Annotated in this window: 25 protein-coding genes; 8 read left to right on the forward strand and 17 right to left on the reverse strand. The window is 55.7% G+C overall.

Annotation, left to right across the window (positions count from 1 at the left end; all coding sequences use genetic code 11):
• Positions 1-74: 74 nt before the first annotated feature.
• Positions 75-1,736 (forward strand): phosphoglucomutase (alpha-D-glucose-1,6-bisphosphate-dependent), encoded by a 1,662-nt coding sequence (gene pgm, locus FYJ24_RS06780; protein WP_154544841.1) that lies wholly within the window; start codon positions 75-77, stop codon positions 1,734-1,736.
• 28 nt (positions 1,737-1,764) lie between these two features.
• On the opposite strand, the gene FYJ24_RS06785 is transcribed toward pgm, so the two are convergent.
• Entirely contained in the window at positions 1,765-4,755 is a 2,991-nt protein-coding gene (locus FYJ24_RS06785) for a glycoside hydrolase family 2 TIM barrel-domain containing protein (protein WP_154544843.1), read from the reverse strand.
• Positions 4,756-4,952: 197 nt separating this feature from the next.
• Between FYJ24_RS06785 and FYJ24_RS06790 the strand changes: the two genes are divergently transcribed.
• From FYJ24_RS06790 to FYJ24_RS06805, 4 genes are all read left to right on the forward strand, one after another.
• Positions 4,953-5,993: a LacI family DNA-binding transcriptional regulator gene (locus FYJ24_RS06790; RefSeq protein ID WP_318656576.1), complete on the forward strand. Its 1,041-nt coding sequence runs from the start codon at positions 4,953-4,955 to the stop codon at positions 5,991-5,993.
• A 77-nt stretch (positions 5,994-6,070) separates the two neighbouring features.
• Complete coding sequence (locus FYJ24_RS06795) at positions 6,071-7,264, forward strand: MFS transporter (RefSeq protein ID WP_318656577.1); 1,194 nt, start codon at positions 6,071-6,073, stop codon at positions 7,262-7,264.
• A gap of 38 nt (positions 7,265-7,302) precedes the next feature.
• Positions 7,303-8,511, forward strand: a complete 1,209-nt coding sequence (locus FYJ24_RS13405) for an App1 family protein (protein WP_154544845.1) — start codon at positions 7,303-7,305, stop codon at positions 8,509-8,511.
• Positions 8,512-8,964: 453 nt separating this feature from the next.
• The gene (locus FYJ24_RS06805) at positions 8,965-9,621 is read left to right on the forward strand and encodes a DUF5701 family protein (protein WP_206192564.1); all 657 of its coding nucleotides are present in this window, start codon (positions 8,965-8,967) and stop codon (positions 9,619-9,621) included.
• 541 nt (positions 9,622-10,162) lie between these two features.
• Here FYJ24_RS06805 and FYJ24_RS06810 read toward each other — a convergent pair.
• Complete coding sequence (locus FYJ24_RS06810) at positions 10,163-10,447, reverse strand: hypothetical protein (RefSeq protein WP_206192565.1); 285 nt, start codon at positions 10,445-10,447, stop codon at positions 10,163-10,165.
• Between the two features lie 331 nt (positions 10,448-10,778).
• Between FYJ24_RS06810 and FYJ24_RS06815 the strand changes: the two genes are divergently transcribed.
• The 3 genes from FYJ24_RS06815 to FYJ24_RS06825 all read left to right on the forward strand — a co-directional run bounded on the left by FYJ24_RS06815 (position 10,779) and on the right by FYJ24_RS06825 (position 13,161).
• Positions 10,779-12,083 (forward strand): tyrosine-type recombinase/integrase, encoded by a 1,305-nt coding sequence (locus FYJ24_RS06815; protein WP_154544851.1) that lies wholly within the window; start codon positions 10,779-10,781, stop codon positions 12,081-12,083.
• A 260-nt stretch (positions 12,084-12,343) separates the two neighbouring features.
• Positions 12,344-12,658: a hypothetical protein gene (locus FYJ24_RS06820; RefSeq protein ID WP_154544853.1), complete on the forward strand. Its 315-nt coding sequence runs from the start codon at positions 12,344-12,346 to the stop codon at positions 12,656-12,658.
• A complete protein-coding gene (locus tag FYJ24_RS06825; RefSeq protein ID WP_154544855.1) occupies positions 12,655-13,161 on the forward strand; it encodes a helix-turn-helix domain-containing protein in 507 nt (168 codons plus the stop codon). The genes FYJ24_RS06820 and FYJ24_RS06825 overlap by 4 nt, the downstream gene beginning before the upstream one ends.
• Positions 13,162-13,495: 334 nt before the next feature.
• Here the strand turns inward: FYJ24_RS06825 and FYJ24_RS06830 are convergent, their stop codons facing one another.
• The 15 genes from FYJ24_RS06830 to FYJ24_RS06900 form a co-directional block, all read right to left on the reverse strand.
• A complete protein-coding gene (locus FYJ24_RS06830) occupies positions 13,496-13,852 on the reverse strand; it encodes a hypothetical protein (protein WP_154544857.1) in 357 nt (118 codons plus the stop codon).
• Between the two features lie 9 nt (positions 13,853-13,861).
• Complete coding sequence (locus FYJ24_RS06835) at positions 13,862-14,200, reverse strand: hypothetical protein (protein WP_154544859.1); 339 nt, start codon at positions 14,198-14,200, stop codon at positions 13,862-13,864.
• Positions 14,201-14,211: 11 nt separating this feature from the next.
• Positions 14,212-15,120, reverse strand: coding sequence for a peptidoglycan recognition protein family protein (locus FYJ24_RS06840; protein ID WP_154544861.1), 909 nt, complete (start codon positions 15,118-15,120; stop codon positions 14,212-14,214).
• Between the two features lie 78 nt (positions 15,121-15,198).
• The gene (locus tag FYJ24_RS06845) at positions 15,199-15,792 is read right to left on the reverse strand and encodes a hypothetical protein (RefSeq protein WP_154544863.1); all 594 of its coding nucleotides are present in this window, start codon (positions 15,790-15,792) and stop codon (positions 15,199-15,201) included.
• Complete coding sequence (locus FYJ24_RS06850; protein WP_206192566.1) at positions 15,789-16,874, reverse strand: hypothetical protein; 1,086 nt, start codon at positions 16,872-16,874, stop codon at positions 15,789-15,791. Before FYJ24_RS06850 ends, FYJ24_RS06845 begins: the two co-directional genes overlap by 4 nt.
• Positions 16,875-16,886: 12 nt before the next feature.
• A complete protein-coding gene (locus tag FYJ24_RS06855; protein ID WP_154544865.1) occupies positions 16,887-19,082 on the reverse strand; it encodes a fibronectin type III domain-containing protein in 2,196 nt (731 codons plus the stop codon).
• Position 19,083: 1 nt separating this feature from the next.
• Positions 19,084-22,911, reverse strand: coding sequence for a tape measure protein (locus FYJ24_RS06860; protein ID WP_154544867.1), 3,828 nt, complete (start codon positions 22,909-22,911; stop codon positions 19,084-19,086).
• Positions 22,912-22,923: 12 nt separating this feature from the next.
• The gene (locus tag FYJ24_RS06865; protein ID WP_154544869.1) at positions 22,924-23,250 is read right to left on the reverse strand and encodes a hypothetical protein; all 327 of its coding nucleotides are present in this window, start codon (positions 23,248-23,250) and stop codon (positions 22,924-22,926) included.
• A 74-nt stretch (positions 23,251-23,324) separates the two neighbouring features.
• Entirely contained in the window at positions 23,325-23,651 is a 327-nt protein-coding gene (locus FYJ24_RS06870; protein ID WP_154544871.1) for a hypothetical protein, read from the reverse strand.
• Positions 23,652-23,734: 83 nt separating this feature from the next.
• The gene (locus FYJ24_RS06875) at positions 23,735-24,301 is read right to left on the reverse strand and encodes a phage tail tube protein (RefSeq protein ID WP_154544873.1); all 567 of its coding nucleotides are present in this window, start codon (positions 24,299-24,301) and stop codon (positions 23,735-23,737) included.
• A 77-nt stretch (positions 24,302-24,378) separates the two neighbouring features.
• Positions 24,379-24,756, reverse strand: a complete 378-nt coding sequence (locus FYJ24_RS06880) for a hypothetical protein (protein WP_154544875.1) — start codon at positions 24,754-24,756, stop codon at positions 24,379-24,381.
• The gene (locus FYJ24_RS06885; protein WP_154544877.1) at positions 24,756-25,019 is read right to left on the reverse strand and encodes a hypothetical protein; all 264 of its coding nucleotides are present in this window, start codon (positions 25,017-25,019) and stop codon (positions 24,756-24,758) included. The genes FYJ24_RS06880 and FYJ24_RS06885 overlap by 1 nt, the downstream gene beginning before the upstream one ends.
• A complete protein-coding gene (locus tag FYJ24_RS06890) occupies positions 25,020-25,430 on the reverse strand; it encodes a hypothetical protein (RefSeq protein ID WP_154544879.1) in 411 nt (136 codons plus the stop codon). It abuts the gene before it with no gap.
• The gene (locus FYJ24_RS06895) at positions 25,373-25,945 is read right to left on the reverse strand and encodes a hypothetical protein (protein WP_154544881.1); all 573 of its coding nucleotides are present in this window, start codon (positions 25,943-25,945) and stop codon (positions 25,373-25,375) included. The genes FYJ24_RS06890 and FYJ24_RS06895 overlap by 58 nt, the downstream gene beginning before the upstream one ends.
• Before the next feature lie 19 nt (positions 25,946-25,964).
• On the reverse strand, positions 25,965-26,114 hold the full coding sequence (locus tag FYJ24_RS06900; RefSeq protein ID WP_154544883.1) for a hypothetical protein: 150 nt from the start codon (positions 26,112-26,114) through the stop codon (positions 25,965-25,967).
• Positions 26,115-26,116: the final 2 nt, after the last annotated feature.

Raw genomic sequence — 26,116 nt, forward strand, 5'->3', positions numbered from 1 at the left:
CACCAAATGACTTCACCCCTCGTGTACACACGAAAAGCCATAAGATATGACCAAAGCCCCAAGGAGGTACCCTCATGCATGATCGTGCTGGAAAACTTGCCAAAGAAAGCGACCTCATCGACGTTGATGCGTTGCTTGCAGCATATTATGACGTAATTCCCGATGTGAATGATCCAGTCCAACGCATCGTCTTTGGAACGTCCGGGCATCGTGGCACCTCGACCAACGGTAGCTTCAATGAGGCCCATATTGTCTCGACTACTGCCGCGATTGTCGAATACCGGCGCATGCAGGGATACGACGGGCCCCTCTTTGTCGGGGCCGACCCTCATGCGCTTTCAGAGCCAGCATGGCGCAGCGCTATCGAGGTTTTGGAAGAAGCTGGCGTGTTCACGATGATTGACTCGCGGCGGTCATGGACACCCACGCCAGCGGTTTCCCACGCGATATTGCGGGCAAACGGGGCGCCCAATAATTTGCGTACCAGCGGACCGGGCTTAGCCGACGGAATCATCATCACTCCCAGTCATAACCCTCCCACCGATGGTGGATTCAAATATAACCCCCCAACGGGAGGGCCAGCCGATTCCGAAGCAACAACGTGGATTGCGCGGAGGGCAAATGAAATCATGGCAGGGGATTGGCGCTCTGTTCCACGTGCAACAACGTCTGAACCCAGCGGCCTAGCAAATATTCATTTTTATGATTTCCTCAGTGCTTATGTCAACGACCTCGAGTCTGTCATCAACTTTGATGCGATCCGTGAGGCTGGTGTACGTATTGCTGCCGATCCTCTGGGGGGCGCAGCAGTGGACTATTGGGGTGCTATCGCGGAGCGGTATGGACTGGATCTTGCAGTAGTGAATCCAAAAGTGGATCCCACATGGTCATTCATGACACTCGATTGGGATGGCAAGATTCGCATGGATTGTTCGTCTCCCTATGCTATGGCTTCACTGGTCCAGCAAATGAAAGACAACGATGAAGGATTCGTCATAGCAACTGGCAATGACGCTGATGCGGATCGACATGGAATCGTTACAGCTGATGGACTGATGAATCCGAATCACTATCTTGCAGTTGCGATCGAATACTTGTTTCAGAACAGACCTGGATGGGGAGAAACCGCACGGGTAGGCAAGACCTTGGTGTCCTCCTCCCTAATTGACCGGGTTTCGGCAGCAATTGGACGTGAGGTATACGAGGTGCCTGTCGGGTTCAAGTACTTTGTCTCAGGATTGTTGGATTCTTCCCTTGGATTTGGTGGGGAAGAATCTGCCGGGGCTTCCTTCCTACGTCACGATGGGACTGTTTGGACAACCGATAAAGACGGTATTTTGTTGGCGCTTTTAGCCGCCGAAATCACCGCTGTCACGGGCAAAACTCCTTCACAGCTTCATGCCGAACAAACTGAGCGTTTCGGCCAATCGTGGTATGCGCGGGTGGATCAGGTAGCTACGCGAGAAGAGAAAACAAAGCTGGCTGCTCTATCAGCAGATGACGTCACCGCAACCACTCTTGCAGGCGAGGAGATTACCGCCAAATTAGTCAACGCACCTGGCGATGGAGCACCCATTGGGGGGTTGAAGGTGACAACTAAGAACGCATGGTTTGCCGCGCGCCCGTCTGGTACTGAAGACGTTTACAAGATTTATGCAGAGTCTTTTATTAGCGAAGAACACTTGCACGAGGTACAAAATGCGGCTCGCGAAGTAGTGGCTCGCGCTATCGGATAAGAGCTGCCGATAACACGAGCCACCGTGGTTACCCGATACCTTGGAACGCGAATGTAAAACTGAGCTTTCCCGTGGGTAGCAGGAATTCTGGATGGGGGCGTGCCCCCCACGTGTCATCCCCTGCTACGCCACGCCGCATGAGGGCTGGTCGCATATAGGTGTGGTGAATCGGTGGCAGCTTGTGAGCGTGGGTAGAGTTTTCGATTTCAAAAGGACTCCAAGGAAGCGCCGAAAACTCCATGGTGGGGTGTCCTTCAAAACGTATGCCGATACCGTTTGTGTCGGTCACTTCAGCCCAACGAACCCCGGTGTGATTCCCGCATTCTTGAGGAACCAAATATGGGGTGAACTGTTCTGCAACTGTGCTTTGATAGATGCCTAGGCGTGCTCCGCCTCGACGGTCAACATAGCATTCATCAGGTCCCTCACCGTACCAACGGAACTGGTCAAGATCGGCCGACGAGGTGAAAAGCATTCCGAATTCCGGCATGTCACCTAGCCCCTCACCGGGTATCACGTCGATGGTTGCTTCTACACGCCCATCTCCGTCGACCCTGTATTCCGTTGTGCAACTACTGGGTGGCGTGGTTGGAAGGTCGTAAGTGAAGGCAATGCATACTTTGTTGTCTTCTTGAGATACCCGGGGGTTATCCAGTGACGGCGTATGCATCGCGTATCGACTGGCTAAGAGCCACTGTCCGTCTTCGGCCGGTGCCTTCCATGCAGTTTCGTTCGAGGTAGGGGCATGCCAGAAATTAGGGACAGGAGGTGAATTGAAAAGTTCTTTACCAGCCCATTTATACGAGGCTAATCCGCCGTGCAGGCGTGAGAACAGAATATGAAAATGCTTTCCACGTACGCCGATATTGTGGGTTCCAACAATGATTTCTGGCGAACCTGTCGCCTTGACCGGCTGACGATCTCCCACCTCGAACACTGCCTGTTCTGCAGCAATTTCATAGCCCGTATCAGCCCAAGGTGTTCCTTGGCGAAGGTGAAAAGACACCGTGATGGTGTATTCGCCTGCGTTTGAGGGAATGCTGAGTGGAAGCGCATATGTGTGTGTCTGCCCCGGGCCAACGTCTGTTGGAATGATTGCATCGCCAACGACGACACCTTCGCGCGCAAGCGTGACACGACATTCAAAATCCCGCGAGGACGTGAAGAGGAAACGGTTCTCGACTGTGAAAGAATCGCTGCCGATAGCGATGTTGAAACCCTGGTATAAATATTTCACTTCTTGAATTCGTGGAGTGGGTGAGTGATCCGCGAAGAAAATACCATTACCGCAAAAATCTGCGTCGTGTGGTGATTCCCCACAGTCTCCTCCATATCCGAAGAACTCTTGACCATAGCGATCTTTGAGCTTGATTGCCTGGTCAGCAAAGTCCCAAATAAAACCACCTTGGAAAAGAGGCTCTCTGTAGGCAAGGTCGACATAGCGGTCAACAGCGCCGAAAGAGTTGCCCATTGCATGAGCGTATTCGCACAGAATCATTGGTTTGTTCCGATGAGTCTTAAGGAACTCTTCAACCTCTGCAGCTGGCGTATACATTTGACTAAACACGTCAGTTGTCTCCGGGTAACGGGGATCCCAGTGGACACCTTCGTAATGTACCGGGCGATTATCGACTTCCCGGAAGTAATCGGCGACCGCTAGAATATCGGTTCCACCAAAAGACTCATTTCCGCACGACCACATAACTATGCTGGGATGGTTTTTGTCGCGTTCGAACATATTGGCGGCCCGATCCATGAGAGTTGGCAGCCAGCGGGGATCATCCCCGGGTACCGCCTCTTCGACTGGACGTTGGAAGAATCGCACTTGGTCCCATAGTCCATGTGATTCGAGGTTCATTTCGTCTATCACATAGAAGCCGTACTGGTCGGCTAGCTCGTAAAAGAATGAACTATTGGGGTAGTGGCTGGTTCTGATGGCGTTGATGTTCGTTTTCTTCAAAGCACGCAAATCAGCTTCGGTTTGCTCTCGCGTCATCACTCTGCCGTTAAGGCCGAACTCGTGTCTGTTCACTCCGTTGAACACCACACGTTTGCCGTTGAGCTTGAGTAGTCCGTCTTCTATTCCAAAACGGCGTATTCCCACACTCTGAGGGATGAATTCTGTGATTTCGCCGGCTTCGTCGCGCACTGTGAAGAGGAGACGGTAGAGATAGGGGTCTTCAGGACTCCACAGGTGCGGTTGCGGAATCGTGATTGTGAAACATCTTGGCGAAACTTGTTCTAGTTTACCAATTCCTTCTAACGTTACTGAGACAGAACCTCGTCCGTGAAGAGTGGTAGCAACGTTGATATGCGCAGAAGAGAAGTCTTCTGCGCAGTCTGTGCGGACGTGGATATCCTGCACATGCGCCGATGGAATTACCTTAAGAGTGACGTCACGGAACAGTCCAGAAAATCGGCAAAAATCCTGATCCTCAAGCCATGATCCGGCCCACCATTTAAACACCTGAACAGCCAGCTTGTTCTCACCTGGCACAAGAGCGTCAGTGAGATCGAAACGGGAAGGCGTAAATGTGTCAGTTGCGTACCCGATGTATGTTCCATTGAGCCACACCGCAAGCGCGCTTTCAGCACCAGCAAATTCAACGACGAGGCGCTCTCCCTCGCCCAGTGAGGGGGGCATGAAAGTCTTCACGTAGCATGCGACAGGATTGAACGAGGTGGGGGCCTGCCCCTCGTGAACATCTTGGTTGCCGTCCCACGGATACTGTGTGTTGACGTATTGGGGAATGTCATATCCTTGCAGCTGGATGTGACCTGGAACCCGCATGTCGTCCCACCCCGCGCAGTCGAAGGTGGGGGATTCAAAACCCGGTATCACCTGAGAAGGGTTGTGTGCGTAAGAGAATTTCCACAACCCATTGAGGGACCACTCGTAGCTGCTGTTTCTACCTTCCCATTCTTGCGGGGTTTTATACCAGTGATGATCTGAACATGCAGGCAGCCGGTTTTCTTCCACAAGTTCAGCGTTGGATAGCTGGGCAGGTGAGAAAGGCATGAGTCCACTCCCTTGTGTTGTATTTGGGCGAATCGATTAGCGTGATGCGTAGGTGCCTTGACGGAATACAATCATCGCACCCTAATGTTTACGTTACCAAAAGTATAGAACTTCTATTGCCTGATGAAACGAGTCAACTGTTAGAGAAAAATGCCGAAAAAAGTTACGTTACCATTCTTGCTTGATACGATGGTGAAGTGACGCAACCAGGCATGCATGAGACCGGTGAGAAAATGCGACGACCGTCAATTAGAGACGTTGCAGCACTGGCTGGTGTATCAGCACAAACTGTCTCTCGGGTCTCTAATGGGGCTGACGTAGTTCGCCCTCAAACTAGGCGACGTGTGGAAGAAGCAATGCTCCGGTTGGGATATGTTCCCAATCGTGCGGCGCGTTCCCTGCGGCGCGGATCTTTCCTTTCTATCGGCGTGGTTGTTGCACAACTTGATCAAACTGGTGAGGCACTGGTGACTGCTGGAATAGTCGACGCAGCTGAAAAGTTCGGCTATACCGTATCCTTGGTGCAGGTAAGTACTCCTGGTGGAAATGCTGTTGTGGGGGCAATTGACCGGCTCGTTGCTAGCGGAGTCGATGGTCTTATCATTGTTCAGGCAGGACCGGCAGATAGTGATATTGGGGCACTGCCACTTGACTTGCCTGTGGTTGTTTCTAACACAAAACTCATGGACCGCTATTCTGCGGTGGTTTCGGATCAGGTGCAAGGAAGTAGGTTGGCAACAACATATCTTCTGGGGCTCGGGCATCAGACTGTCTATCATGTATCGGGACCAATTGAATCGATGTCGGCTGCACCTCGTACGGGTGCGTGGCGCAGGGTTCTACTGGAACAAGGAGCTGTTGTCCCCGATCCAATAGTTGGCGATTGGAGCGCCGAATCGGGATATATTGCCGGGAAAAAATTGGCTACTGAACGGAACATCACTGCGGTCTATTGCGCGAATGATGAGATGGCCTTTGGTGTGATCCGGGCATTCTCTGAGGAGGGTATTTCCGTACCAAATAAAGTATCGGTGGTTGGTTTTGACGACATCTCTCTCAGCAAGTATTTTCTTCCCGCACTCACAACAGTGCGGCAGGATTTTCGACGTATTGGGCATGAACTAGTTGAGGTCATCGTGGACCAAATCCAAGGGCAAAACAGAGGAGCTCACATTCAGAGGCTCATCCCCTGTGAGCTGAAGCCTCGGGGGAGTGCGGCACCTCCGCAGACCTCATAAATGGAATCGTTGTTTATGTGACTAAACGCAATCTGATTACCAGCTTTTTTACGCTGATAGGGCCATAGGATACATTTGTGTTCAAACGCTATGTAGAAATCCTTTCTTTGCCGGGAGCTTTAGCCTTTTCCCTGGCTGGAGTTGTCGCGCGTTTTCCTATGGCACTGGTGGGAATCTCTACAATTTTAATGATTGAACAGCTGTACGGAAACTATGCCTCGGCAGGTGTGGTTTCTGGGGCAAGCGTCATATCTTTTGCTGTTGGAGCGCCGATTTTGGCCCGGTTGGTAGATTCCTACGGCCAAGCACGTGTCATGATTCCGTCTATTACCATCTCTGCTCTAGCGATGAGTGGTGTCATCTATGCAGCTATTATGCGGGCACCCCTTGTGGTTCTTATCGTGTTGGCTATTGTGACGGGATTGACCACGGGGTCAATTGGTTCTCTTGTGCGCTCTCGGTGGGCCAAGGTTGCCACCGAGGGGTGGCAAATCCAGGCTGCTTACTCCATGGAGTCGGCCTTTGACGAGTTAGTCTTCGTTGTCGGCCCGATCCTCGCTACCTTTCTGGCGACTTCGGTCCATCCCACAGCTGGTTTGGCGTTAACTATAGTGCTTACCCTCGCCGGAGGCTATTGGTTTTTGCTGCAGAAGAAGACAGAACCGGTACCTACTCCGCGCCCTAAAGACACGCACGAACGTAGCGTGATGTTGAATCCAACTATGATTGTCTTGGCAATTACGTACATGGGAGCCGGAGCGCTTTTTGGCGCAAATGACCTCGCGGTTGTGGCTTTCACAAAAGAACATGGTGCGGCATCCTTGGCAGGAGCGATGTTGGCGATCTTTGCTTTGGGATCACTGTGCGGAGCGCTTGTCTATGGAGCCCGCACCTGGAAGATGCCATTGTGGAAGCTATTTGGAATCGGAATTCTTGCATTGGCGATCGGCGCGTCGACGTTCGTATTCGCCTCTTCTTTGCCAATCCTTGGCGTCGTCATGCTCGTTACGGGCTTGGTGATTGCTCCAACAATGACAAACGTTAATACGATTGTCCAAAGAATTATGCCCTCTGGTCGTTTGACAGAAGGACTGACGTGGATGTCGACGGCGATGAATATCGGCGTATCCATCGGCGCAGCCCTTTCGGGTCCGCTCGTGGATTCCCAAGGATCCCATGGAGGTTTTCTGGTCGTTATCGCTTCGGGATGGTGTATGGCTGCTGCAGCGTTTCTTGGAATGCGAGTGCTTAAGAAATCCACGACTCAGTGAGTTAAGCTAAACCTTTCCTGAACGGCTATCATCAGAATGTGTTCGTAGGCACGTTCGAAATTGGAGCGGAACTCTTTTCCTTTGGAGCTTCGCGGTACCTAGAGTTGGCGCGTTGGTTTCCGAGTGTGTTGGCTTTTGGAGGATACGGCAATGAACGCGAAGCGCGCGTCATGTGTCGCACGCTCATGGCAAAGACCTCTGACGAACGTGACTGGCTTGAGGACCGCCGAGGTTGGCGGCAATACTTTGACATTGAGGTGCCTCGGAACCCCGTTCTCATAGAACTCGGTGGAGCAATAACGATACTTGACAGCGACGGTGGCGGGTACATTGACGCTACCATTCGCGACCACGGATTGGCTCCTGGATGGCATGCAGCCCACGTTCACGTAATCGATAAGAAAGACCTTATTCGTCACAAGCGGGCACTCCTGCAAGAGAGTTCCTGGACAATGGCGGGGCGTGCACGTCTAGCACGAAGGGCAAAACGTCTTGGCATTCGTTTAGGTCCTCCGGTCAGGGTGCCAGTGCGTATTATCGGAGATAGCGAGAAAGTCGGTATCATCTCTGACGTTGATGACACAATTGTTGTCACTGACGTACCACGTCCTCTTTTGGCTGCCCGTAATGCTTTTGTCACGCGCCCTTCGGATCGCAAGCCGGTCCCAGGAATGGCACATTTTCTCCAATCCTTGCGTGTAGTTGCTTTGCGAGCAGCAGGTACACGAACTCCTGGATGGTTATCGACACGTGCTGACGAACCTGTTGCCTCGATTCCCCCGCCTGCAATATATCTTTCGACTGGTGCGTGGAATACCGCTCCGATGCTACGCAAGTTTCTGCGGCACATGGGGTTCCCACTCGGAACTGTTTTGCTGAGGCCATGGGGAATCACCGACACAGGTTTTCCTCCCAGTGGTATCGAACATAAGCTGGGGCAATTTGCGCGCCTTACGGAAATGGTTCCCCACGTCAAGTGGTTGCTCTTAGGTGACGACGGTCAACATGACCCGCTCATCTTCACTAAAATTGGCGAACAGTATCCAGATCGCGTGGCGGGAGTGTTTCTTCATTGCCTGTCAAAGCGCGAGCACGTCTTAGCGCACGGAAGTCTGCAACCTATGGAGCAGACTCCACAAATGCCTCCGGGTATTCCGGTTGTACTTGGTGACGATGGTTTTACTCTTACGGAGAAAATCCACTCTGAACAGTTCGAGGCGGTGCTGAGCAACCTGCTGCGCAGCTAGGTTTCCTCTTGTTAGTCGCAACTCCCCCCAGACTATCGCCTATACCCTGCTGGCATTTTTCGGGGTGTTTACTCCCTCGTTTCCACGTACGGGGTCATAAAACTGTACACCGGGCGGTATGCGGCCCCGGCACCTACCACATCGCCCAGGCTGTTGTCAGCGAGAGTTGCAGGTTCTTCGATCCGCAGTAAATAGAAACACCTCCCCACCAAACCTGCTCGGCGCCGCGGGTTTCGTTGCAATCCCGAGGAGCCGCATTTCTCGACTAAAGGCACTGATGGCGTATTGAACTTCCTCACCTTCCAAGCCAGTATTCAACCCAAAGGACGAATCAGGTTTGGGTGCGCGTCTCGTACTTTCTTGGTGACAAATCAGTTCTTGACCGTCTAGTCCTGTGGTGGTAGCCTCGCTGGTCGTTCTTGCGAATGTAGATGCATAGGAGTAAACACATTGTTGCCGTCAGTCACCAATCAGGCACAGCGCCTTATCGAGTTAGGTGTGCCAGGGCTGCTGGGGCAGGACCCAGGACAAGTCATGAGTGTGGCCCTAGCGCTTGAAGAGAAAATCGGCAAGGAAAGCACCGAGGCCTTGTTGGTGCCAACCCGAATTATGTGTTCTTACGCGGACCTTATGAGGTTGGTGACTCACCAAGGACACCCAGGTTTTGTTGTTGAGGACTTCACCGATGCTGCAGACTTCATTACTGTCACTGGTCCTGATTCGAAGCCGATCGAACTTCCCGATTCACCCTGGTATCTGTTGACGGACCCACGCCGTGGTGATGAATTTGAGAACTCATCACCAGCGGAAGCACTCGAAACCATCAGCGAGCATGGGCGAATCACAATGACGATTGGCGAGGGAATCTTCTGGCTACTGCAAAACCTCTCCGTCTTGGAACGAAATCACTGTTTCATGACCATTGGATCGAGAAAACTTAAATCCACAGGGGCATTTGATGCGCGCACTCCCGCGTTGTGGATCAGTAACGGTACTGGGAGGGATGGCAAAGAACATCGGGACGCACCCAAACTGGGGTGGTGCTGGTGGAACAACCGCCACACCTGGCTCGGAATCGCGCACGCAGAAAGGCGCGCCGTTGCACCCTAAATCTCTGGCGAGGCGATCCTGCACTGTGCAGCAATCTTCACGTGAGGCTCTCGTAGGACACGAGTAATCGACCTGACTGTACGCCCGTGAATCCTATCCCTGAGAAGCCTCACTTCAGCGGGTTCCTTGCGGGTTTGGCCCTCATGGACACCCGCCTCGATCTTGGCTTGGATCATCCTAGACAACATGATTCCATACCAACATTTTCTTACCGGATCACGATCTCAATAGCTCGCTCGTTCGACGGGTACTTACAACCATGCTCGCGAAGCGTGGGGTCAGTCTTCTTAGGCATAACCCTCTCTCTACTCAAAAAGAAATGGCACAAGACCTAGGACGGTTTAGAGATCGTCGGCGATGACAGTGCGTTCTGTGCGGACAAGTGGCTCCATAACCTCGACTCAACCAGCGCTCCGGCAAATTCAGTTAAGTAATGTGTACCCAGTACTATCTGCATTTATACGCTTTCGACGCGGACCTAGCTACATACCAATTAAGTAAACTCCTAGTCGAAACCGATAGCGGATACGGTCATATGCTTCTAAACCGGTGCAAAGTGAGCGGGCACAACTTTTTCGGCATCGCGCAGCAATCGGATAGCGAACAGTCCGTTCCTGCCGCGCACTGCGTCCTGTCCGCCCTTGTTATATTCGCGGAGCATTTCGCGGGCTTTAGCTCTGGCGGCAGCTTCGGTTTTGCGCACGATCGATGGTCGGTACCGAGTGCCTTTGGATGTCCACCCAGCCTCGATACGAGCAACCCAATATCCGTCCTTACGCTTGTAGGTTTGGATGCCGGTATTCACCCCGTTACGCCTCCCGCTCATGGGCGTCTCCAGCTGCCAATATTGTCAGCTTTTTTGTAGCCCTTTTCTAGCCCCAACGAGCGTATCTTTAGGGTCCGACAAGTCGATGCCAAGTAGCCAAGTAGGGTGCAGTAAACATAGTTCAATCTGGGGAAACAGTGGAGAAATAAAAGTGGAAGTGTGGAGCGGGCGACGGGAATCGAACCCGCGCTGTCAGCTTGGGAAGCTGAAGTTCTGTAGTAGTATAGGGCTATAAACCGTTGATATTGCAACAATCAGCGTTGTGATGATACCGTGTGGATACCGTCCCAATGTGTAGACTAATGTGTAGACCTAGAGAGTAGGCTGAAAAATGCGAGAGCCGAAAAAATCCCACCGCCCCAGATACGGCGAAGGCTCATTCAAATGGAATGAAAAACGAGGCCTCTGGGTCGGACGCTGGGACACCGGCACCTACAACGCCAACGGCAAACGCCATTTCATCACAGCCAGCGGACGCGACGAGGACAAAGCCTGGCAATCATTCGTAGCGAAAAAAAAGGATTTTTTGGTAAACGGACCAAAACTCCCCACAGTCAAAGCCGGTCAAACCGTGGAGGGCTGGTGCAAAGTCTGGCTAGAAATCCAAGAAAAACGTGTCAGGTCTGGACCATTCAAAAACGACCGAAGCCACGTCCAAAAATGGATCATACCCACCATCGGTAAAGCCCGCCTCGAAGAACTCACCGCAGCCCACATGCGTAAACTCGGTGCAGCAGTAAGAGCAAAACGGTCCCCCACAACCGCTGCCAACGTACAGCGCACATTCTCCAAAATTCTCACAGCCGCAAAAGCAGATGGCTACAAAATCCCAGATGCCGTCTACGCTGCAGAAAGAGTCCCCAACGCAAAAAGCGAACGCGCCGCCATGAGCAAAGACGAAGTGCAAAAGGTCTTTGATCTGGCATATGCCACCTATGACGACGCGGTCAGGTTTTTCATGTCAGTGCTCTACGGATCTCGTAAAAGTGAGGTGCTAGGCCTCACCTGGGACCGCATCACCATTTACGACAATGTGCCCGCAGATGCGCAAATTGTCGGAGAAATAGACCTCTCCTGGCAGGTGCAAGCCCTCGCATACAAAGACAAAGCCCGCAAAATTTTTCACATCAAAGACGACGAAGAGGTTATTCATATTGTTGACGCGTGGCATTTCACACGACCCAAAACAGCGGCAGGCGTGCGCAAACTCCCACTCATTGCCCCGATAGCGGCAGAACTCGACGCCTGGCGCGACGAATGCCCGACCGGAAAGCTAAACCCCTGGAATCTCGTTTTTCCACGTGTGCGAGGCAAGGCCGAATACCTGGGGTATCCGCGCAATAAAAAAATAGACCTCGCCGAATGGAAACAGCTACAGGCAGATGCGGGCGTATATAAGGTGCCGCCAAGCGGGGAAGATGATCCGGGAGAGTTCTATGTGCTTCACGAGGCGCGCCACTCGATGATTTCGATGCTCGCGGACGCAAAGGTGCCAAAACATATCATCGAGGCGCTGGTGGGGCAGGTGGAGCTGGTGGACGACTATGTGCATGGTAATGACCAGCTGGCAGGTGAGGCGGTAGGGCTACTGGCTGGGATGTTACCTAGTGTGAGGCGAAAGGCCATTTCCGCTTGAGTTCACAGTGTTTTCCACAGCCTAACGGTGTTATGCCGGCAGTGGCTCGCGCGCATCTAGTGTGGGTGTATGACTGATGATGAGTGGCGGGAGTGGGTGGGAGAGCGCATCGATGCGCTACAGGCTGAGTTGGAGTGGTGGTGGGATGAGTGGGAGCGCATGGACTGGTGAGTGTGGTGGAGGTCACAGTCTCCCATGTGGTAACCCAGGTATACACAGTGTAGACTAGAGTTACACGAGGAGATAAGAAAGGAACTCCAATGAACACCGAAATCACCACCACAGCCCGACAGATTCAGCGCGACGCCAAGGACGGCACGCCTGACACCAACCGCTGGTACAGCCGCGACGGCCAACTACTCGAGGTCACCGAGGCGGACATGTTCCACGCAGAGGGAACCCCCGCGCACCTGACTGACGCGATCGTGATTGCTGCCGGTGCGCACACCCAGCGGGCCATTCAAGACCGCCTCGACGCATACGATGCGGGCTACAGGGGCCTAGAAATCGCCCTCCAGGCCGGGCTCGCCCAGCAGGAACGCGACGCCGAGGCAGAAATGGCGGCCCAACGGTGAGCACCTCAGAACCCACCAGCTTTCCCCAAGTCTCCCAGGCCCGCCAAGCCTGGGAGGCCGCGAAAGCGGATCAGACCATGGCCCGCGACAGGTTGAGAGATGCTGTTCTAGCCGAGGTAGACGCGGGGGCAGAAATCGCCAAAATCGCAGAAGCCGCCGGGATCACCCGCAAAACCGTGTACGCGTGGATCGACACTCACGACGACCGCGCCAATGTCGCACGCACCATCAGTGATGCAATGGCCTGGCTAGCCAGTATGGGAGTGAGACAGGCAGCATCATACACGGCGCTGAGTGACGATGATCCGCTCCTCAACTCCGCGATCACCGTCCTACGAGGCTCACTTAAAACCATTCCCACCTCCAAATATTCCACCCCTGACGACAAGGCCAGAGTATGGTTGTGGGGTGAGGTTGCTGGACGAGCCTTGCAGTACTGGCAGAAACATCGCCGCTGGCCTCGCACAGTCTCTGTGGACGACGTGTCAGAATACGCCAACTAGGCCCCTGATGGAGGTTGACTGGTAGGCATGAGGAACATAATATGAAACCTATCCGGGCAACCGGACTCCCCGCTGATGCGGGGTTGAGCCACTGCTTGTTATCAGTCGCAAAGCGGCCAACGACCGCGTTTCCCTGCGTATGCGGGAGTGAACCGACTTGGTTATTGATGCAGAGTCTGTTGCACAACACGGTCCCGCGTATGCGGGAGTAGCCGGAACACAAAACACCCCCCACCCAGCGTGATGCCGGGCGGGGGGCGGTGTGTTTGTGTTCGATTATCGAACATGTCACGTGGACGTGTTCGTTTTAGTGGGCCAAATCGAACACATAAGGTTATTCGGGTAGGGGTGTCATGTCCTCAGCGATCAGATCAGGCGCAGGAGGATACTCACCCAGGCGCACCCAAAGGATCTGAATATACGCGATCGCTGCCGAGTACTTTTCTGATAGTTTCCTGTACCGTTTGCGTTCGCCCTCCATTTGAAGGCGCAGCTCTTTCACCTCATCGTTCAGCCTGGAATACTCAGCCCGCAACACCTCGACGCTGGCTTTCAACCCTGCTAGCTCGTTTTCCTCATGGCTTGAGCTGCGCGCCTGCCAATGACCAGCGAGCACACCTAGTAATGCCATGACAGCCCCCCAAAATACGGGGGATTCTAGGACAGCCCCCCAGTCAATCGGATCAGACACGCCCGCCTCCTAGTTGTCTGTCAGCTTGCCAGTCGGGTCAGTGTCATGACCTGCGAAAAGTGCTTCGAGGTGCTTGAAAATCCCGGTTGGCTTGAGTGCGGTGTAGACAACTTGCATGACACCGATAACTACGGCGAGGCCCGCGAGAATAGCCTCCCATTGTGCGGGGAACTGCTGGGCGAGCACACCAACCACCGTGAGACCGAGGGCAACACCCAGCGACACGAGGGCCTTGGTTTGGCCCCGCCACGACGCCCGGTTAATCAACGCCGCCACAACAGTGCCGACCACGCCTGCGATCAGCGCAAATGTGAGCGGTTGAGTGAGTAGTTCCATAAGCTGATCCATGAGTTGTCTCCTTAGTATCCGAGTTGCTTGTTGATTGCCCGCTGCATGTTGCGGATGGCGTCTTGTAGGTTCTTCCCGCCATAAGTGGCGATAGTGGCTTTGTCCCAGTCAGGGCCGACTAGACCATCAATAGGCCCCGCGTAGTTTCCGATCCGCTTGTAGTAGCGTTGAGTCGCTGCAATGAGCTGAGAGCCCTCTGCGTCATCAGGGTTTACCCATTCCCACCCGGTCGTAAGCACATGTTGGAATCGGCTCTTCCAATAGGCGCTTTGAGAGCTGACCGTCCGATCGCGCGGCGTGCCGTTGATGTATGCCAGGGCGTCGGCAGTGTCAGCACCGAAAAGGCCATCCTCGACAAGCTTCTTTGGCTTGTTATTAGCCGGTTTCGCGGGGGCTGTGGGTGTGGTGCCGTTTTTCATGGCGTCATACCATGCCTGAGCGCGAGCCATATACGAGCCTTGTAGGGAGCGTTGTAGCTCGCCAGGGCATGAGGTGGACGTGAAATCAGAGTGGGGGAACACGTTTGTGCGCCATGCTGGGCGTCCCAGCCCGTAGCCAAGACAGAGCGCTGCGACGAGGTGCGCGCCTTCTTCCAGGGTTTCTTTGGTGAACCCCCAGGTAGGTGCCCCACTATTGTTCGCATGCTCAATACCAATACTGGAGCTGTTAGCCGCCCAGTTTCCCGCATGCCACGCCGTATCCTTATCGCGCACCAGCTGGCCAATACGACCCGACGTTTCCACCTGATAATGTGCTGAGGCCTCGCGTGACTGCCAAATATTCCAGCAATCCTCCGTCGAGAGGCCCACCCCGGCGTTGTAATGCAAAACAATCTTGTCAATACTGCGATCGCGGCCAGGACTGTAATGTTTATTCATCAGCTTATACAAGTCCGGTTCAAGATCAGTCCAGTTCTTCATGATGCGTGTTCTCCTTTGTTTTCGGGCATAAGAAAAACCCCCACAGTGGTGGAGGCTTGGGATTGTGGGGGTGGTGGGTTAGTTGAGTGCCGTTTCGTGGGTTTCGACTAGCGTGTCTATCTCATTGGTTTCAAACGAGGTAGCTGACATGCGGGGCGTACTACCGGGGCTTCTGACGAGCTGCCAGGCAATCGTGTAGGTTTGCGTGGTAGTAGGTTTGCTATTCGCCACGTCCATGATTGTGAGTATTTTCGCTGACGCTGATTTGACTCCCACGAATGCCCACCGGCCTGACGTGTCACACATTGACACCGACAGCACATACCCAGAGGGCGGGGTAGGCAGCGCGGAGGCGATAACTTCTGCCATGTGCTGAGTGCTGCCACGCGTCACCCATCTACCCTCTGTAACAGACACAGTGACAGTGCCTGAAGGTGGTCCGCCAGCGGTTCCTAGGATGATGGCGCGGCGGTTCCACAACAAAACCAGTACACGGTCCCCCGGCATGACTGCCACTAGTTTTGATAGGCCCACAGTGGGGGCCTCGTCAGCGTCCAGGGTGACCGCCAGTGGTTCTATGCTGGTGACATTACCCCACCTGAATACGGGCAATAAACGCGTGCGATCACTGATCTTCCCAATCTGCTCCCGCAAAGGATCCAACAAACTCACAGCTCGGTCACCTCCCGCCACACGGCTTTGACATGCGCGTCGAATCCACCACTGATACTCATGCGTTGCACGGTCGCCCGTATGCTTTCGCGCCCATCCACGCCGCCAGTGGGCTCAAAAACAACCAGGTCGTTGCCGTCGAGGGGAACCATGGCGTGCTCAGCCTCGAGTTTCGCGACCGGACTCATCGCATCCAAAAGCCGCCGTTGAGCGATCTGATCAGCGACCACCTGAGATTCAGCCTCAATATCGTAGGTAGCAGTAATGACCCGCCCACGCGCGCCAGTAGAAAATGGTGAGTCAGGGTTATCATTGCGTGCGACCCCCACAATGGCGGGCTCCTCATCAGTGCCCTGGGTAGAGCAAACGACCTGGTTAGGGATTCCCGCCAGGTTTTGTTCTCGACTCCAATCAGGCCGGTGTAGGGACGCACCACCAGTAGCAGTAGGACCAGCGGCGAACACCCACGAGGCCTGCCGATCCTGGGGGTTGGTGTAGGGTTCGACGCGAAACTGGCCGGACCTGTCACACCACAGCGCCCAATATCCCGCGGCCTCCAGAAGGTCATTGATGATCGAGAGTTTCGAGGTTCCCGCATCCCACACCATTGCCACGCGTGTGGCAGCACCGGTATCGGTCACGGCGGTGCGAGTCTCACCAGTCGAGGTGATGATAGAAACAACGAGCGGCACAATTGGCGTGCCAGCTGCCACAGAGAATGTTTCATCGAACGCGTCCTCGTCAATGATTGTCATTTTGGTGAGGAGGCCAACCTTCCAGGTGCGCCTACCACCGCGACTGGACATTGTGGGACTGGTGAGGAGATACACACCTACCGGCCATGAAGGGTACCCCGTGCCCGGATCGTAGGTTGCGCGCACCCTGTGAGTCAGCCAGTCAATGTCTTGCCCCCGATCATCCAGAGTGACCGACGCTGCCCCACCCAACCGCTCGGTTGTGGCGATCTCAAAACTCGCGTCCCTCACCCCATCGAGAGCGCCGAGCGGCTCATCAGAGCTGTTGAGGAGTTCAAACACCCATCGGGGAGACCTCGGCCCCGCGAGTAGTTTCGGATCACCCACCACCACTCCTCCTTAGTGTTCGGTTTCGTCCAGCGTGAAGGACCATTCCCACGCTTTGCCCCACCTGCTGGTAGCAGGAATCGTTGACAGGGTGCCATAAATACGGTTACCGGCAGGGTCTCGGTATAGGTGTATGGGGAATGAGGCGTGTGCGACCCGCTCTAAATCAACACGTGCAGCGTTTTCGGGTTCGTCATTGATGATAAGCCCTGATGCTTTCACGGACCGCGACAGGTGCTCTCCCGCGTACGCGACAGGTAGCGCGCGGCCCTCGTAGTGTTCGGAGCTGCGTTCACGTCCGGCAGTGATCTCTATTTCGGGGTTGTATGGCAGTCTGGCGGTGTCCTCATATTTACTGCCAGCACCAAGCCATATTGCGGCCGAATCTGCGGGAATAATGAGCACTGTTTCCGCGTTGGCACCTGCGTGTGTCCAGGCGACGGCACGGTATTGCGTGTCCCCAAGGCTGAGGCCTTCCCAGTCAGACACCACAGCGTCGGTGGAAAGGCCCTCTGCGACAAGCTCCCACGTGGCGCCCTGGTCGACAGATCGCCACAAATCGATGCGCACCGTTTCAGGCTTATCCGACCCAGACTTATCGCCAGCAACTACGGCCAACGTGTGCGCGCCCATGTCCTCATCCCACGACCCCACCAGTTCTGGTAGTTCAGGGGGGAGGAAAGTGGCGGTGAATGTTTGTTCTGCCCAGTCACTCCATATTTGCCAGGTTGCTGCCCGCACACGCACCACATAGGTCACGCCGTTTTCAATGCGAGTGGAAAACCGCTTGCTAGTGGTTGCCCCAGAGCCTTGGAGTTCTTCGATCACCTGCCGGTCATTGTCGAGCAGCTCGGCGTTCCACGCGGACTGGGGGCGATACTGCGCCTGGTAGAACGACCAGGCCACGTCAAGCTCCGGAGTGTCCCACGTGTCCCCTTCAGGTGTGGTAACTGCCACGCCAGGACGGTCTACCACGTCAAACTGGGCTATTGCGCTCCACGGGCCGAAATCCGCGTGTTGGCCGCGCGTACGCACCCGCCACTGAATCGGATAATGTGACGACCCCGCATCCAGCGTTGCATACGAATTCTCGCCAACAGCTATCGTATGCCACGTGTCCTGGGGGCCCCATTTCCACTGTACTTCTGCCGCTGTTTGTTCGGTAGTGTCAACAGGGTTGTGCACCCAGGTGAGACGCACCGGTTCACCAACGGCCACCACAGTCCCGTTGGGTGCGAGGTTGCTAGGAGCGTTAGGAGGCTGCAACGACGCCAAAATATTGGACGCTTCGGAGTAGGCAGACTGCAAAGCCGCGTCGTTAATCCACGAGGCGACCTTGCTGGGAACTGTCCAGGCGCGGTATTGGACGCGCGCGCCGGCAGGAATACTTGTGTCAGTCCACGACCCGGCCCACGCATCCGCATAGGCAAACCTGGACTGCCACTGCTCCCACCCACTACCCGTGTCCACTCTGCGTTCGAAATATGTGCGTAGTGCGCCTTGCCCCGACTGAGACCAGGTCACTTTCGCTGACGTAGTCGTCACCAATGTGGCTTTCACATTGGTGGGAGGAATGGCCCGCGTGTACTGCTCAACAACGTTCGACCAGCCAGACTGGCCTTTACTGTTTTTTCCGGCGACCCGATACTCGTAGGTGTTTCCAGCTTTGACAGTCGTGTCAGTCCACGTTTTCGGCACCGACGATCCAGTAGTTAGAGAGGCCATCTGGTTCCACGCAGACCACCCGCCACTGGTCCAAAACCGGCGCTGAATGATTTGCTGATGCACCGGGGCGGAACTGGTACTGGCGGGCGTCCAATCCAGCCGGATAGACGTATCCGAGGTTTTCGTAGCCTTCAGATTAGTTGGGGCTGGTGGTGGGCCAGACGGTCCGGACGGGGCTATCGTCACCGTCCGGGAAACGGACGCGCTACCATTCCAATACGAAATGTTCGCCCCGTACGAGCGAGTACCAGGGCCAGTAGTTGTCGACCGGTGCAACTCTTTCGTGACAGTCTGACCGTGCCCAGAATAAAACGACACGGACTTTGACCCTGACCAGGAGCCAGTGAAATTCAGAGTCCCGGACCAGTTATGCCCATACCCATCAGACTGCCCATACACAATAATCGTGCATGACTGTCCACTATAAACAAGGTCGATACCGAGCCGGAAATACCCCGACCACGCGCCCCACACGACAGCCATATCAGCCCACCCCGTTCCGTGACATCAACGCGCCAGAAGACACCGGCCCCAACACTTCCTCAATCTCACCGCGAGCAAGCTCACGGAACCCACCAGCCTCATCCACAACCAACACAAACTGTCCAGAACGACCACCACGGCCACTAAGCGCAGACGACAACATATCCCACTGTGACCCCGTGAAAACAGGTTCCGGTTTGCCCGTCCGGTTCTCCACCAAAGTCAACCCTGGCGGCAACAGGCCGCCCCGGTCATATTTCAACCGCCCAAACGTCGGGTTGCCATAGATCGCGGCGTTACGTACCACGTCACCAGGTTTGGGGGCGTGCACAATCGAGTTCGCGCCCGTCATGATCGCGATATGATGCGCGGGGTTTCCCCAGAAAGCGACATCCCCCGCGCGAGGCTGTGCCACGGGCATCGCCACGTTCTGATAGCCTGCCGCCGTCAAACGAGGCACGTTCGTTTTCCCCATCTGCTGGTACGCCCAATACACGAGGCCCGAACAGTCCAAACCCGGAGGAATCGAACTACCACCCCACACGTAAGGCACACCAAGCGCTTTCCTAGCAGCCGCGACCAGGCCGGTCCCGCCGCCCGCGATTTTCTCCACCGCTTTCGCGAAAACCGCAGCGTAAGCGCCCGCGATATTGACGAACCCGGCACCTGCAGACTGTCCGAACTGGCCACCACCCGCACGATTCGCATACTCACGAGCAGGGTTCGCAACCAACTGGTTGATCGTGTCCTTCGGCCTGTCCAGTGCTTGGAACTGGAAGCCCATCGGACTCGTGTTCACCGACCAGCCGTTAGACCCCTTCTTCAGGAAGTCGAGGATGCCACCATTCGCGTAGCCACGATCACCGACACTACCAACACCACGACCCCGCGATTGGTTCCAAGCGTTGATCGTCGCCGCACCACCGAGCGCTTTGACGACCTCGGGACGGAGAATCCCCTCACCACCCGACAGTCGGAGCCGCCCAAACTGTGGGGAGTAGAAATCGTAAATATCCCTGCCTGGCGTGTAACCGGGGAGGACGCCACCAGTCGCGTACCCAATCGACCGGACCGCAGGCATATTCGCGGACACACCCACAGCCCTCGCAATAGCGTTCACAGCCGAGCGGATACCGTTCATGTAAACCGTGGAGATCACATAGTTGGATGGCCCAGCAGTCCCACTCCTGATCCGACCCCACGACGAGGACACTGCGCCAGGCACCGCCACGAACGCCGCTTTGATCGCGTTCACAGCCGAGACGAGCGCGCTCTTGAATGAGCCACCCACCCACGTCTGCAAGCCCCTGAGACTGTTCTGCGTCTGGGATTGCATGAGTTTCGCGGCGTTCGGCACGACCGTTTGGAAGAGGGCCGCGACTTGCGTGAGTTGAGTGGTCACACCATTCCTGAACGCACCCGACATCATGGAGACTAGCCGCTGCAAAGATGCGATGATCGCGTTCACCTGCTGGCCCACGGCCTGAGCGGTCGCGGTCACGCTGTTCTTCAGATTATCCGTCACCGCAGTGATCTGCTTCGATGTTGCGGTCATCGCCGCAACGGACGACGCGCCCTTACCCAGACCACCAGCCAATCCCGCATCAAGATAGCCACCAATGTCAGCCATGACAGTAGACGGCGAGTGGATACCAAAGAACCCTTTGACGCCGTCGAGGATATTCCCGCCGACACCCTTGATAGCATCGACCGCGCCGCCCGCCATGTCCTTGATCCCATTGATCAAGCCACCAAGCAGGTCTTTACCCGCTTGGAATAGTTGGGGGATCAAATCGAGGACGGCTTGCACCAGTTGGGGACCAAGATCAGCGACCGCTTGGAGGAGCGCGGGGATGATCTCCGGTAGTGCGTCCACAATCGCAGTGAACAGCTCGACCGCGCCCTGCAAGAGCGTGTCAATCATCGAGATCAGGGTCTCGACGATGACGGGAATCAGGTTCACCACCGCGTCGATCAGTTGGGGGAGGATGATCGGTAACGCCTGCACCAGTCCCATGAATAGCTGGACCGCACCGTCAATGAAGACGGGGAGCATGCTGACCAGTGCATCTAGGATCTCGGGCAGCAATGCGTACACCGCTTCGAGGAGTGGCGGCACAATGAGTAGCAACCCGTCGATGAGTGCCATGAAAAGCTGGAGCGCACCCTCGACGAGCTGAGGGACCAGCGAAATTAGGGTTTCCACGATCAGGGGCAGTAGGTCGAGAATCCCCTGCACCAGCGGCTCTACGATCCCCATGAGCCCCTGAACGAGCGCCTGGAACAACTCCAGGGCCGCCGTCACCAGTGTGGGCACCAAACCCAGCAGGACGGGCACCAGCTGGTTCACCAGGCCAATGAGCGCCGAAATCACCGAGGGCAGTACGTCCGAGATAGACGAGACGAGCCCCTGGAACAGCGTTACGCCCGCACCAATCAGGATTGGAAGCATTTGTCCCAACTGGGCGACCACCGCGCCAATAATGCTTGTTACGCCCTGTACCAGGATTGGCAGGTTCGTTGAAATCGCGTTCACTATGTCAGGAATGACATTCACCGAGAACTTGATGATCTGTCGGGTCATCCCGTTGAACAGTTCGGGGATTTTGCCGAGAATCGTGGTGAACCCGCTCATCATCTGGCCGGGGTCCACATGCGTAAGTGCGAGCAGGCCCGCAGCGGCAATACCAGCGGGCCCGCCAATCGCGCCCAGCATCTTCGGGAGTGGCCCGAGCAGCCCGGCGAGCGGCCCAAGTTTTGATATGAGTGGCACCAATCCGCCAGCACCGAGCGCGGCGAACATTGCACCAGCCGGGGCGAGAGCCGACAAGAGCGGCCCAAACTTACCCTTGAGATTGTCGGACCCGTCCGCGAAAGCATTGAGTTTCCCGGTCACAAAATCGAAAGCGGGGCCCAGCTTCTCACCAACCGCGTCACCAACCTTCGACGCAATATCCTCCACCGGACCCAACGCGTTAGTAATCGCCTGAACCAAATCCGTCAGCTTCGAGTAGATACCCGTGTAAGACCCGTCATCAAGTTCGAGGCCCTTCCACAAGTTCGCGCCAATACGCGAGATCGACGCACCAGCATTCGCTAGAGATCCGGGGAGAGTTTTCCCCATTTCTTCAGCAACAGTGCCCGCCGCATCAGACGCTGCCTTCTCAAACGTTGCGAAGTCGATCTTCCCCTCAGACGCCATTTTCTTGACCTCATCAGTGGTGACGCCAAGATTGGTAGCCAACGCCTGATAGATAGGAATACCACGGTCAGCAAGCTGATTCAGGTTCTCCGTGTACGCCTTACCCGTGGCAGCAACCTTGTTGAAGATAGCCCCCATATCCTCCATCGACCCACCGGACGCGGCAGCAGCGTTAGCCACAGTTTTTAGGGTGGCTTCCAACTGTTGTCCGGGTTTGATTCCAGCAGCGACAGCCCCAGCAGCCGTCGTAGCAGCAGCATCCAACCCAAACGACGTGCCCTTCACAGCAGCGGTCGCGTTCTTCATAATCGCCGCCGTGGAATCCGCGTCATTCCCCAGGCCACGCAGTTTCGCCTTAGCCGTGTCAATCGCGTTCAAACGCCCGAGGCCCTTAGTGAGCGCCGCCCCCATAGCAACCCCGCCAGCAGCCACCACGGTAGTAGCCGCAGCGGTAGCAGCCTTCACACCAGCGTTGAGAGCACGACCCCACCTAGACCCCGCCTGACCACCAGCCTTATCAGCAGCGGCAGTTACAGCACCAAACTCCCTAGCAATATTCCCCTGAGCGCCCTTCATACTGGGAACCAGGCTGATATACGCCACGGCGATTTCCTGGCCTGACGCCATAACGCCCCCCTCTCACATGCTGGATTGGAGGGCTTCACTCATAGCCCCGTACCTCTCAATAAATTTCTTGGCGCGACGATCCTCCGCCGCAGAACGCTCAGCAGCCCGCTCCAAATGCCCCCACTCAGGCGGCTTCGGAAGCGGCACATCCTTCGGGTTCTTGTTGAACCCCTCCTGGAACTGTTGGATTGCGTGTCGCACCATCAACGCCGCATGCGCCTCAGTGCTCCACGCCAACTCGCCGCCCTGAGCCCGCCAAGTCGCCGCGCCCGGTGGTAGCCCAAACAGGAGCACCGAGAACCGGCGGAGAGTCAAACGCCCCGAGAAAATATCACCCAAATGAATCCGGTAATAGTGTTGAAAATCGGCTTCAATCTCGGGGCAACGAGTCCCTAATAAGGTGAGGGCTGGCGCTATTTTCCCGCGCCCAACGCCTCCACCAGTTCGTTTACCATCTCCATAGCTGAAGACAGTTTCGGATTCCCAGCCGGTGACTTCTCACATGTCGCCAGAAGCCGCGACAACTTAGCCCTATCGGGAATGAGAGCGTTCAAAACACCAAACGGCATACCGCTACTTAACTGCTCCATCAGCGTGTAATCGTCCAACACCTCCGGGTCAATCGCTAAGACTTCCCCACGAAAATCAATGGTGACCTTCTTACCAGTAGCCTCCGCTTCCAACGCTTTCACCGCGTCCGTCTTGGTCGTAGTAGTTTTCTTTGTTGCCTGAGTAGCCACGCTTCCTCCAAAGTCAAAAGTTCAAATGACGGTCAATAGTTAGATGGTGGCTGGAGATGACCACGCCCCAGCCACCAAACTCTTTACGACGCTTTCAGCGCGTCGTCCCCCTGCGAGTACAGGAAATAGTCACCAATGATTTCGACGGTCACGTTGTAGCCCGTGATTTCCTCACGGCCAATCGTGATCTCCTGGCGTTCTGTGATCTCCCCGTGGGGAATGTGCAGGAGCCACTTCACGTCACCATCGAACAGGCCAAGCAGGAACTGTCGTTTCTCGATCTGCCGGGCACCCTTGAGTGTGCTCTTAGTGACCCCGCCCGTAGTGGTCGCGTCGCCACGGCTCAATGCGAGTCCCAGTGATAGGGCCGTCGATTCCAGCATTTGGAAAGCAAACGACGTTTCTGAGCTGGTGATCGCCGTTCGGACAACACGGCCACCCTGGAAGCCCTTCAGCTTCGCGACCTCATCGGTGGGTGTGAGCGTGAACCCGTCCGGGTGAATCCACCCGACCTCAACAAAAGGAGCGGGGGCCGCCGCGCTGATCGACTCAGGCGCGGTAAACGCCGCGTCCAAATCCGCGACCGCCACATAATCGTCGTCTGAACCGAACAGGCGTGCGTTATCCGCATTTACTTGTGCTAGCGCCATAATGAGTTCCTTTCACTCGTGTCTTGCGCATAAAAATGCGCCTAACCGACTCTCGGTAGGCGCTAGAAAAACTGTGTTTAGGCGAGTCCCCGTATGTGAAACTCAAACGTGGAGCGAACCCGATAAAACGGGTCACTGCTCAGGCTTGCATCCTCCGGGTTCAGCACCTCGCGGACCCCGTAGATGAAGTAGGGACCGACCTGTGAGCGTGGCTTCGACCAGTGCTCACGCACCTGGCGGAGCATGTCCCACGCCCGCTTCTTCGACTGGGAGAGGACCGTGAACTGGAGCCACGGATTATCGGAGCGACCGAGGCTGGTCATGCCGCCACCAACACGCTCCACGATCACGAGGCCGTTGCTTGGTATGCCGTCCTTGTCTTGTGGTTCCTGCCCGGCGTAGCCACAACCCAGGATGGGGGCGACGGATTGGCCAGCGGCGTCGATCAAATCCACTACCCACCCCCAAGAGCCCTACCGAGCCGATTCTCTCTGGCCTGCGCTTGCTTTGCCGCCCGTGTCTCCGGATAGATACGGACGCCGGGACGATTCTGACGCTGCTCCATCCGTTTCACATCAAAACCGGGACCAGCACGACTAGCGATCTTCCGACCCTCCGACTCAAGCAAGGCAAGCATCTTCGGGTTGCTCCTCTGATCCTTCAAGAACTGGCCGATCCCAGGCTTGTTCAGTTCGATGCGAACCTTTGAGATAGCCATCTACTTCTTCCCGTCCCAACGCTTCAACATGACCTCAATGTGGGAGAGTTCCCCGGTCGGACTGTTCTGCTCGGACGGTTCACCGATGATTTCCCACACGCGGCCAAGGTGCCTGATCCTGTCGGTGCCACGAACGTCTGTACCTGGGGGCATGAACATTTGCCTTGCCCCGGCGACTACCTCGGTCCCGTTGATTGTTTCCACACCGGACAATGCGTAATCCGTGCAGCCCGGAACCTCGATTTCAGTTACGTCATCCCAATCGACAACAGTTTGCCCCCACTCCGTAGTAGACCCAGGGCGGAGGATAACCGGGGTCTGAGTTGCAAAAGAAACAGTCAACATGAGCACCCCTATGGCATTATTTGGAGCCGGTAAGGCTTCATCATCTCCAGCATCGACTCCGACCACGCCATACCCTGCGCAGTACCCCACGACACGGAAATCTGACCAGCCTGCTCCCTCGTCCTACCCATTGGGGAGGCGAGCGCAAACCTGGCCACCTGCGACGCGATAGCCGACAGGTCCGGCACATAGTCGTACCCATGTCGCAACGTGACCTCCACGCTCCGGTACCGTTTCGGGAACCGCTTCCCATGCAGTTCCAGCAGCCCAGCCACGGACCAAGAAAACTGATCCGCTGACACGGGGACACCGCTGACCTTCACCTCCAGCACGTCCACGACATGCTGGGACGGGAGTCGCAGCACCGAGCCGCCGCTGCCGTCCACCGTGATCGTCTCCTCAATCACCGGGGCAACATGCCACCGGCAATACCGACGCACAGCCGCCGAAGCCGCATCACACGCGACATCAAGACGAGGATCACCCGCTTTCAACTGACCGCCCGAATCGGCGACAACGGCTTGAGGCGTGACCAGCAGCGGTAACTTTTCCTCCCCAACAACAGGATCAATAACACGCATAACCGGACACGCCCCCAACCTATCTAACTGACTTATTAGCAGGCGCTTTCCGCGCCTTATTCTCAGGCTTCGGAGCCACCTTCACCTCAACAAGAACCGCACCCTCCGGCGCCTCATCCTCATCGAACTGATACGTGCCACCCGCGAAAACGTATTCTTTGAGAGCCACGG

Origin of the sequence: Scrofimicrobium canadense (assembly GCF_009696615.1) — a bacterium.
Lineage (GTDB): Bacteria > Actinomycetota > Actinomycetes > Actinomycetales > Actinomycetaceae > Scrofimicrobium > Scrofimicrobium canadense.

What these genes read in the sequence shown, in the direction of transcription:
- pgm (WP_154544841.1), top strand. Translation starts at nt 75, where the DNA reads ATGCATGATCGTGCTGGAAAACTTGCCAAAGAAAGCGACCTCATCGAC.
- FYJ24_RS06785 (WP_154544843.1), bottom strand. Translation starts at nt 4,755, where the DNA reads ATGCCTTTCTCACCTGCCCAGCTATCCAACGCTGAACTTGTGGAAGAA.
- FYJ24_RS06810 (WP_206192565.1), bottom strand. Translation starts at nt 10,447, where the DNA reads ATGAGCGGGAGGCGTAACGGGGTGAATACCGGCATCCAAACCTACAAG.
- FYJ24_RS06815 (WP_154544851.1), top strand. Translation starts at nt 10,779, where the DNA reads ATGCGAGAGCCGAAAAAATCCCACCGCCCCAGATACGGCGAAGGCTCA.
- FYJ24_RS06820 (WP_154544853.1), top strand. Translation starts at nt 12,344, where the DNA reads ATGAACACCGAAATCACCACCACAGCCCGACAGATTCAGCGCGACGCC.
- FYJ24_RS06835 (WP_154544859.1), bottom strand. Translation starts at nt 14,200, where the DNA reads ATGGATCAGCTTATGGAACTACTCACTCAACCGCTCACATTTGCGCTG.
- FYJ24_RS06840 (WP_154544861.1), bottom strand. Translation starts at nt 15,120, where the DNA reads ATGAAGAACTGGACTGATCTTGAACCGGACTTGTATAAGCTGATGAAT.
- FYJ24_RS06855 (WP_154544865.1), bottom strand. Translation starts at nt 19,082, where the DNA reads ATGGCTGTCGTGTGGGGCGCGTGGTCGGGGTATTTCCGGCTCGGTATC.
- FYJ24_RS06860 (WP_154544867.1), bottom strand. Translation starts at nt 22,911, where the DNA reads ATGGCGTCAGGCCAGGAAATCGCCGTGGCGTATATCAGCCTGGTTCCC.
- FYJ24_RS06875 (WP_154544873.1), bottom strand. Translation starts at nt 24,301, where the DNA reads ATGGCGCTAGCACAAGTAAATGCGGATAACGCACGCCTGTTCGGTTCA.
- FYJ24_RS06885 (WP_154544877.1), bottom strand. Translation starts at nt 25,019, where the DNA reads ATGGCTATCTCAAAGGTTCGCATCGAACTGAACAAGCCTGGGATCGGC.
- FYJ24_RS06895 (WP_154544881.1), bottom strand. Translation starts at nt 25,945, where the DNA reads ATGCGTGTTATTGATCCTGTTGTTGGGGAGGAAAAGTTACCGCTGCTG.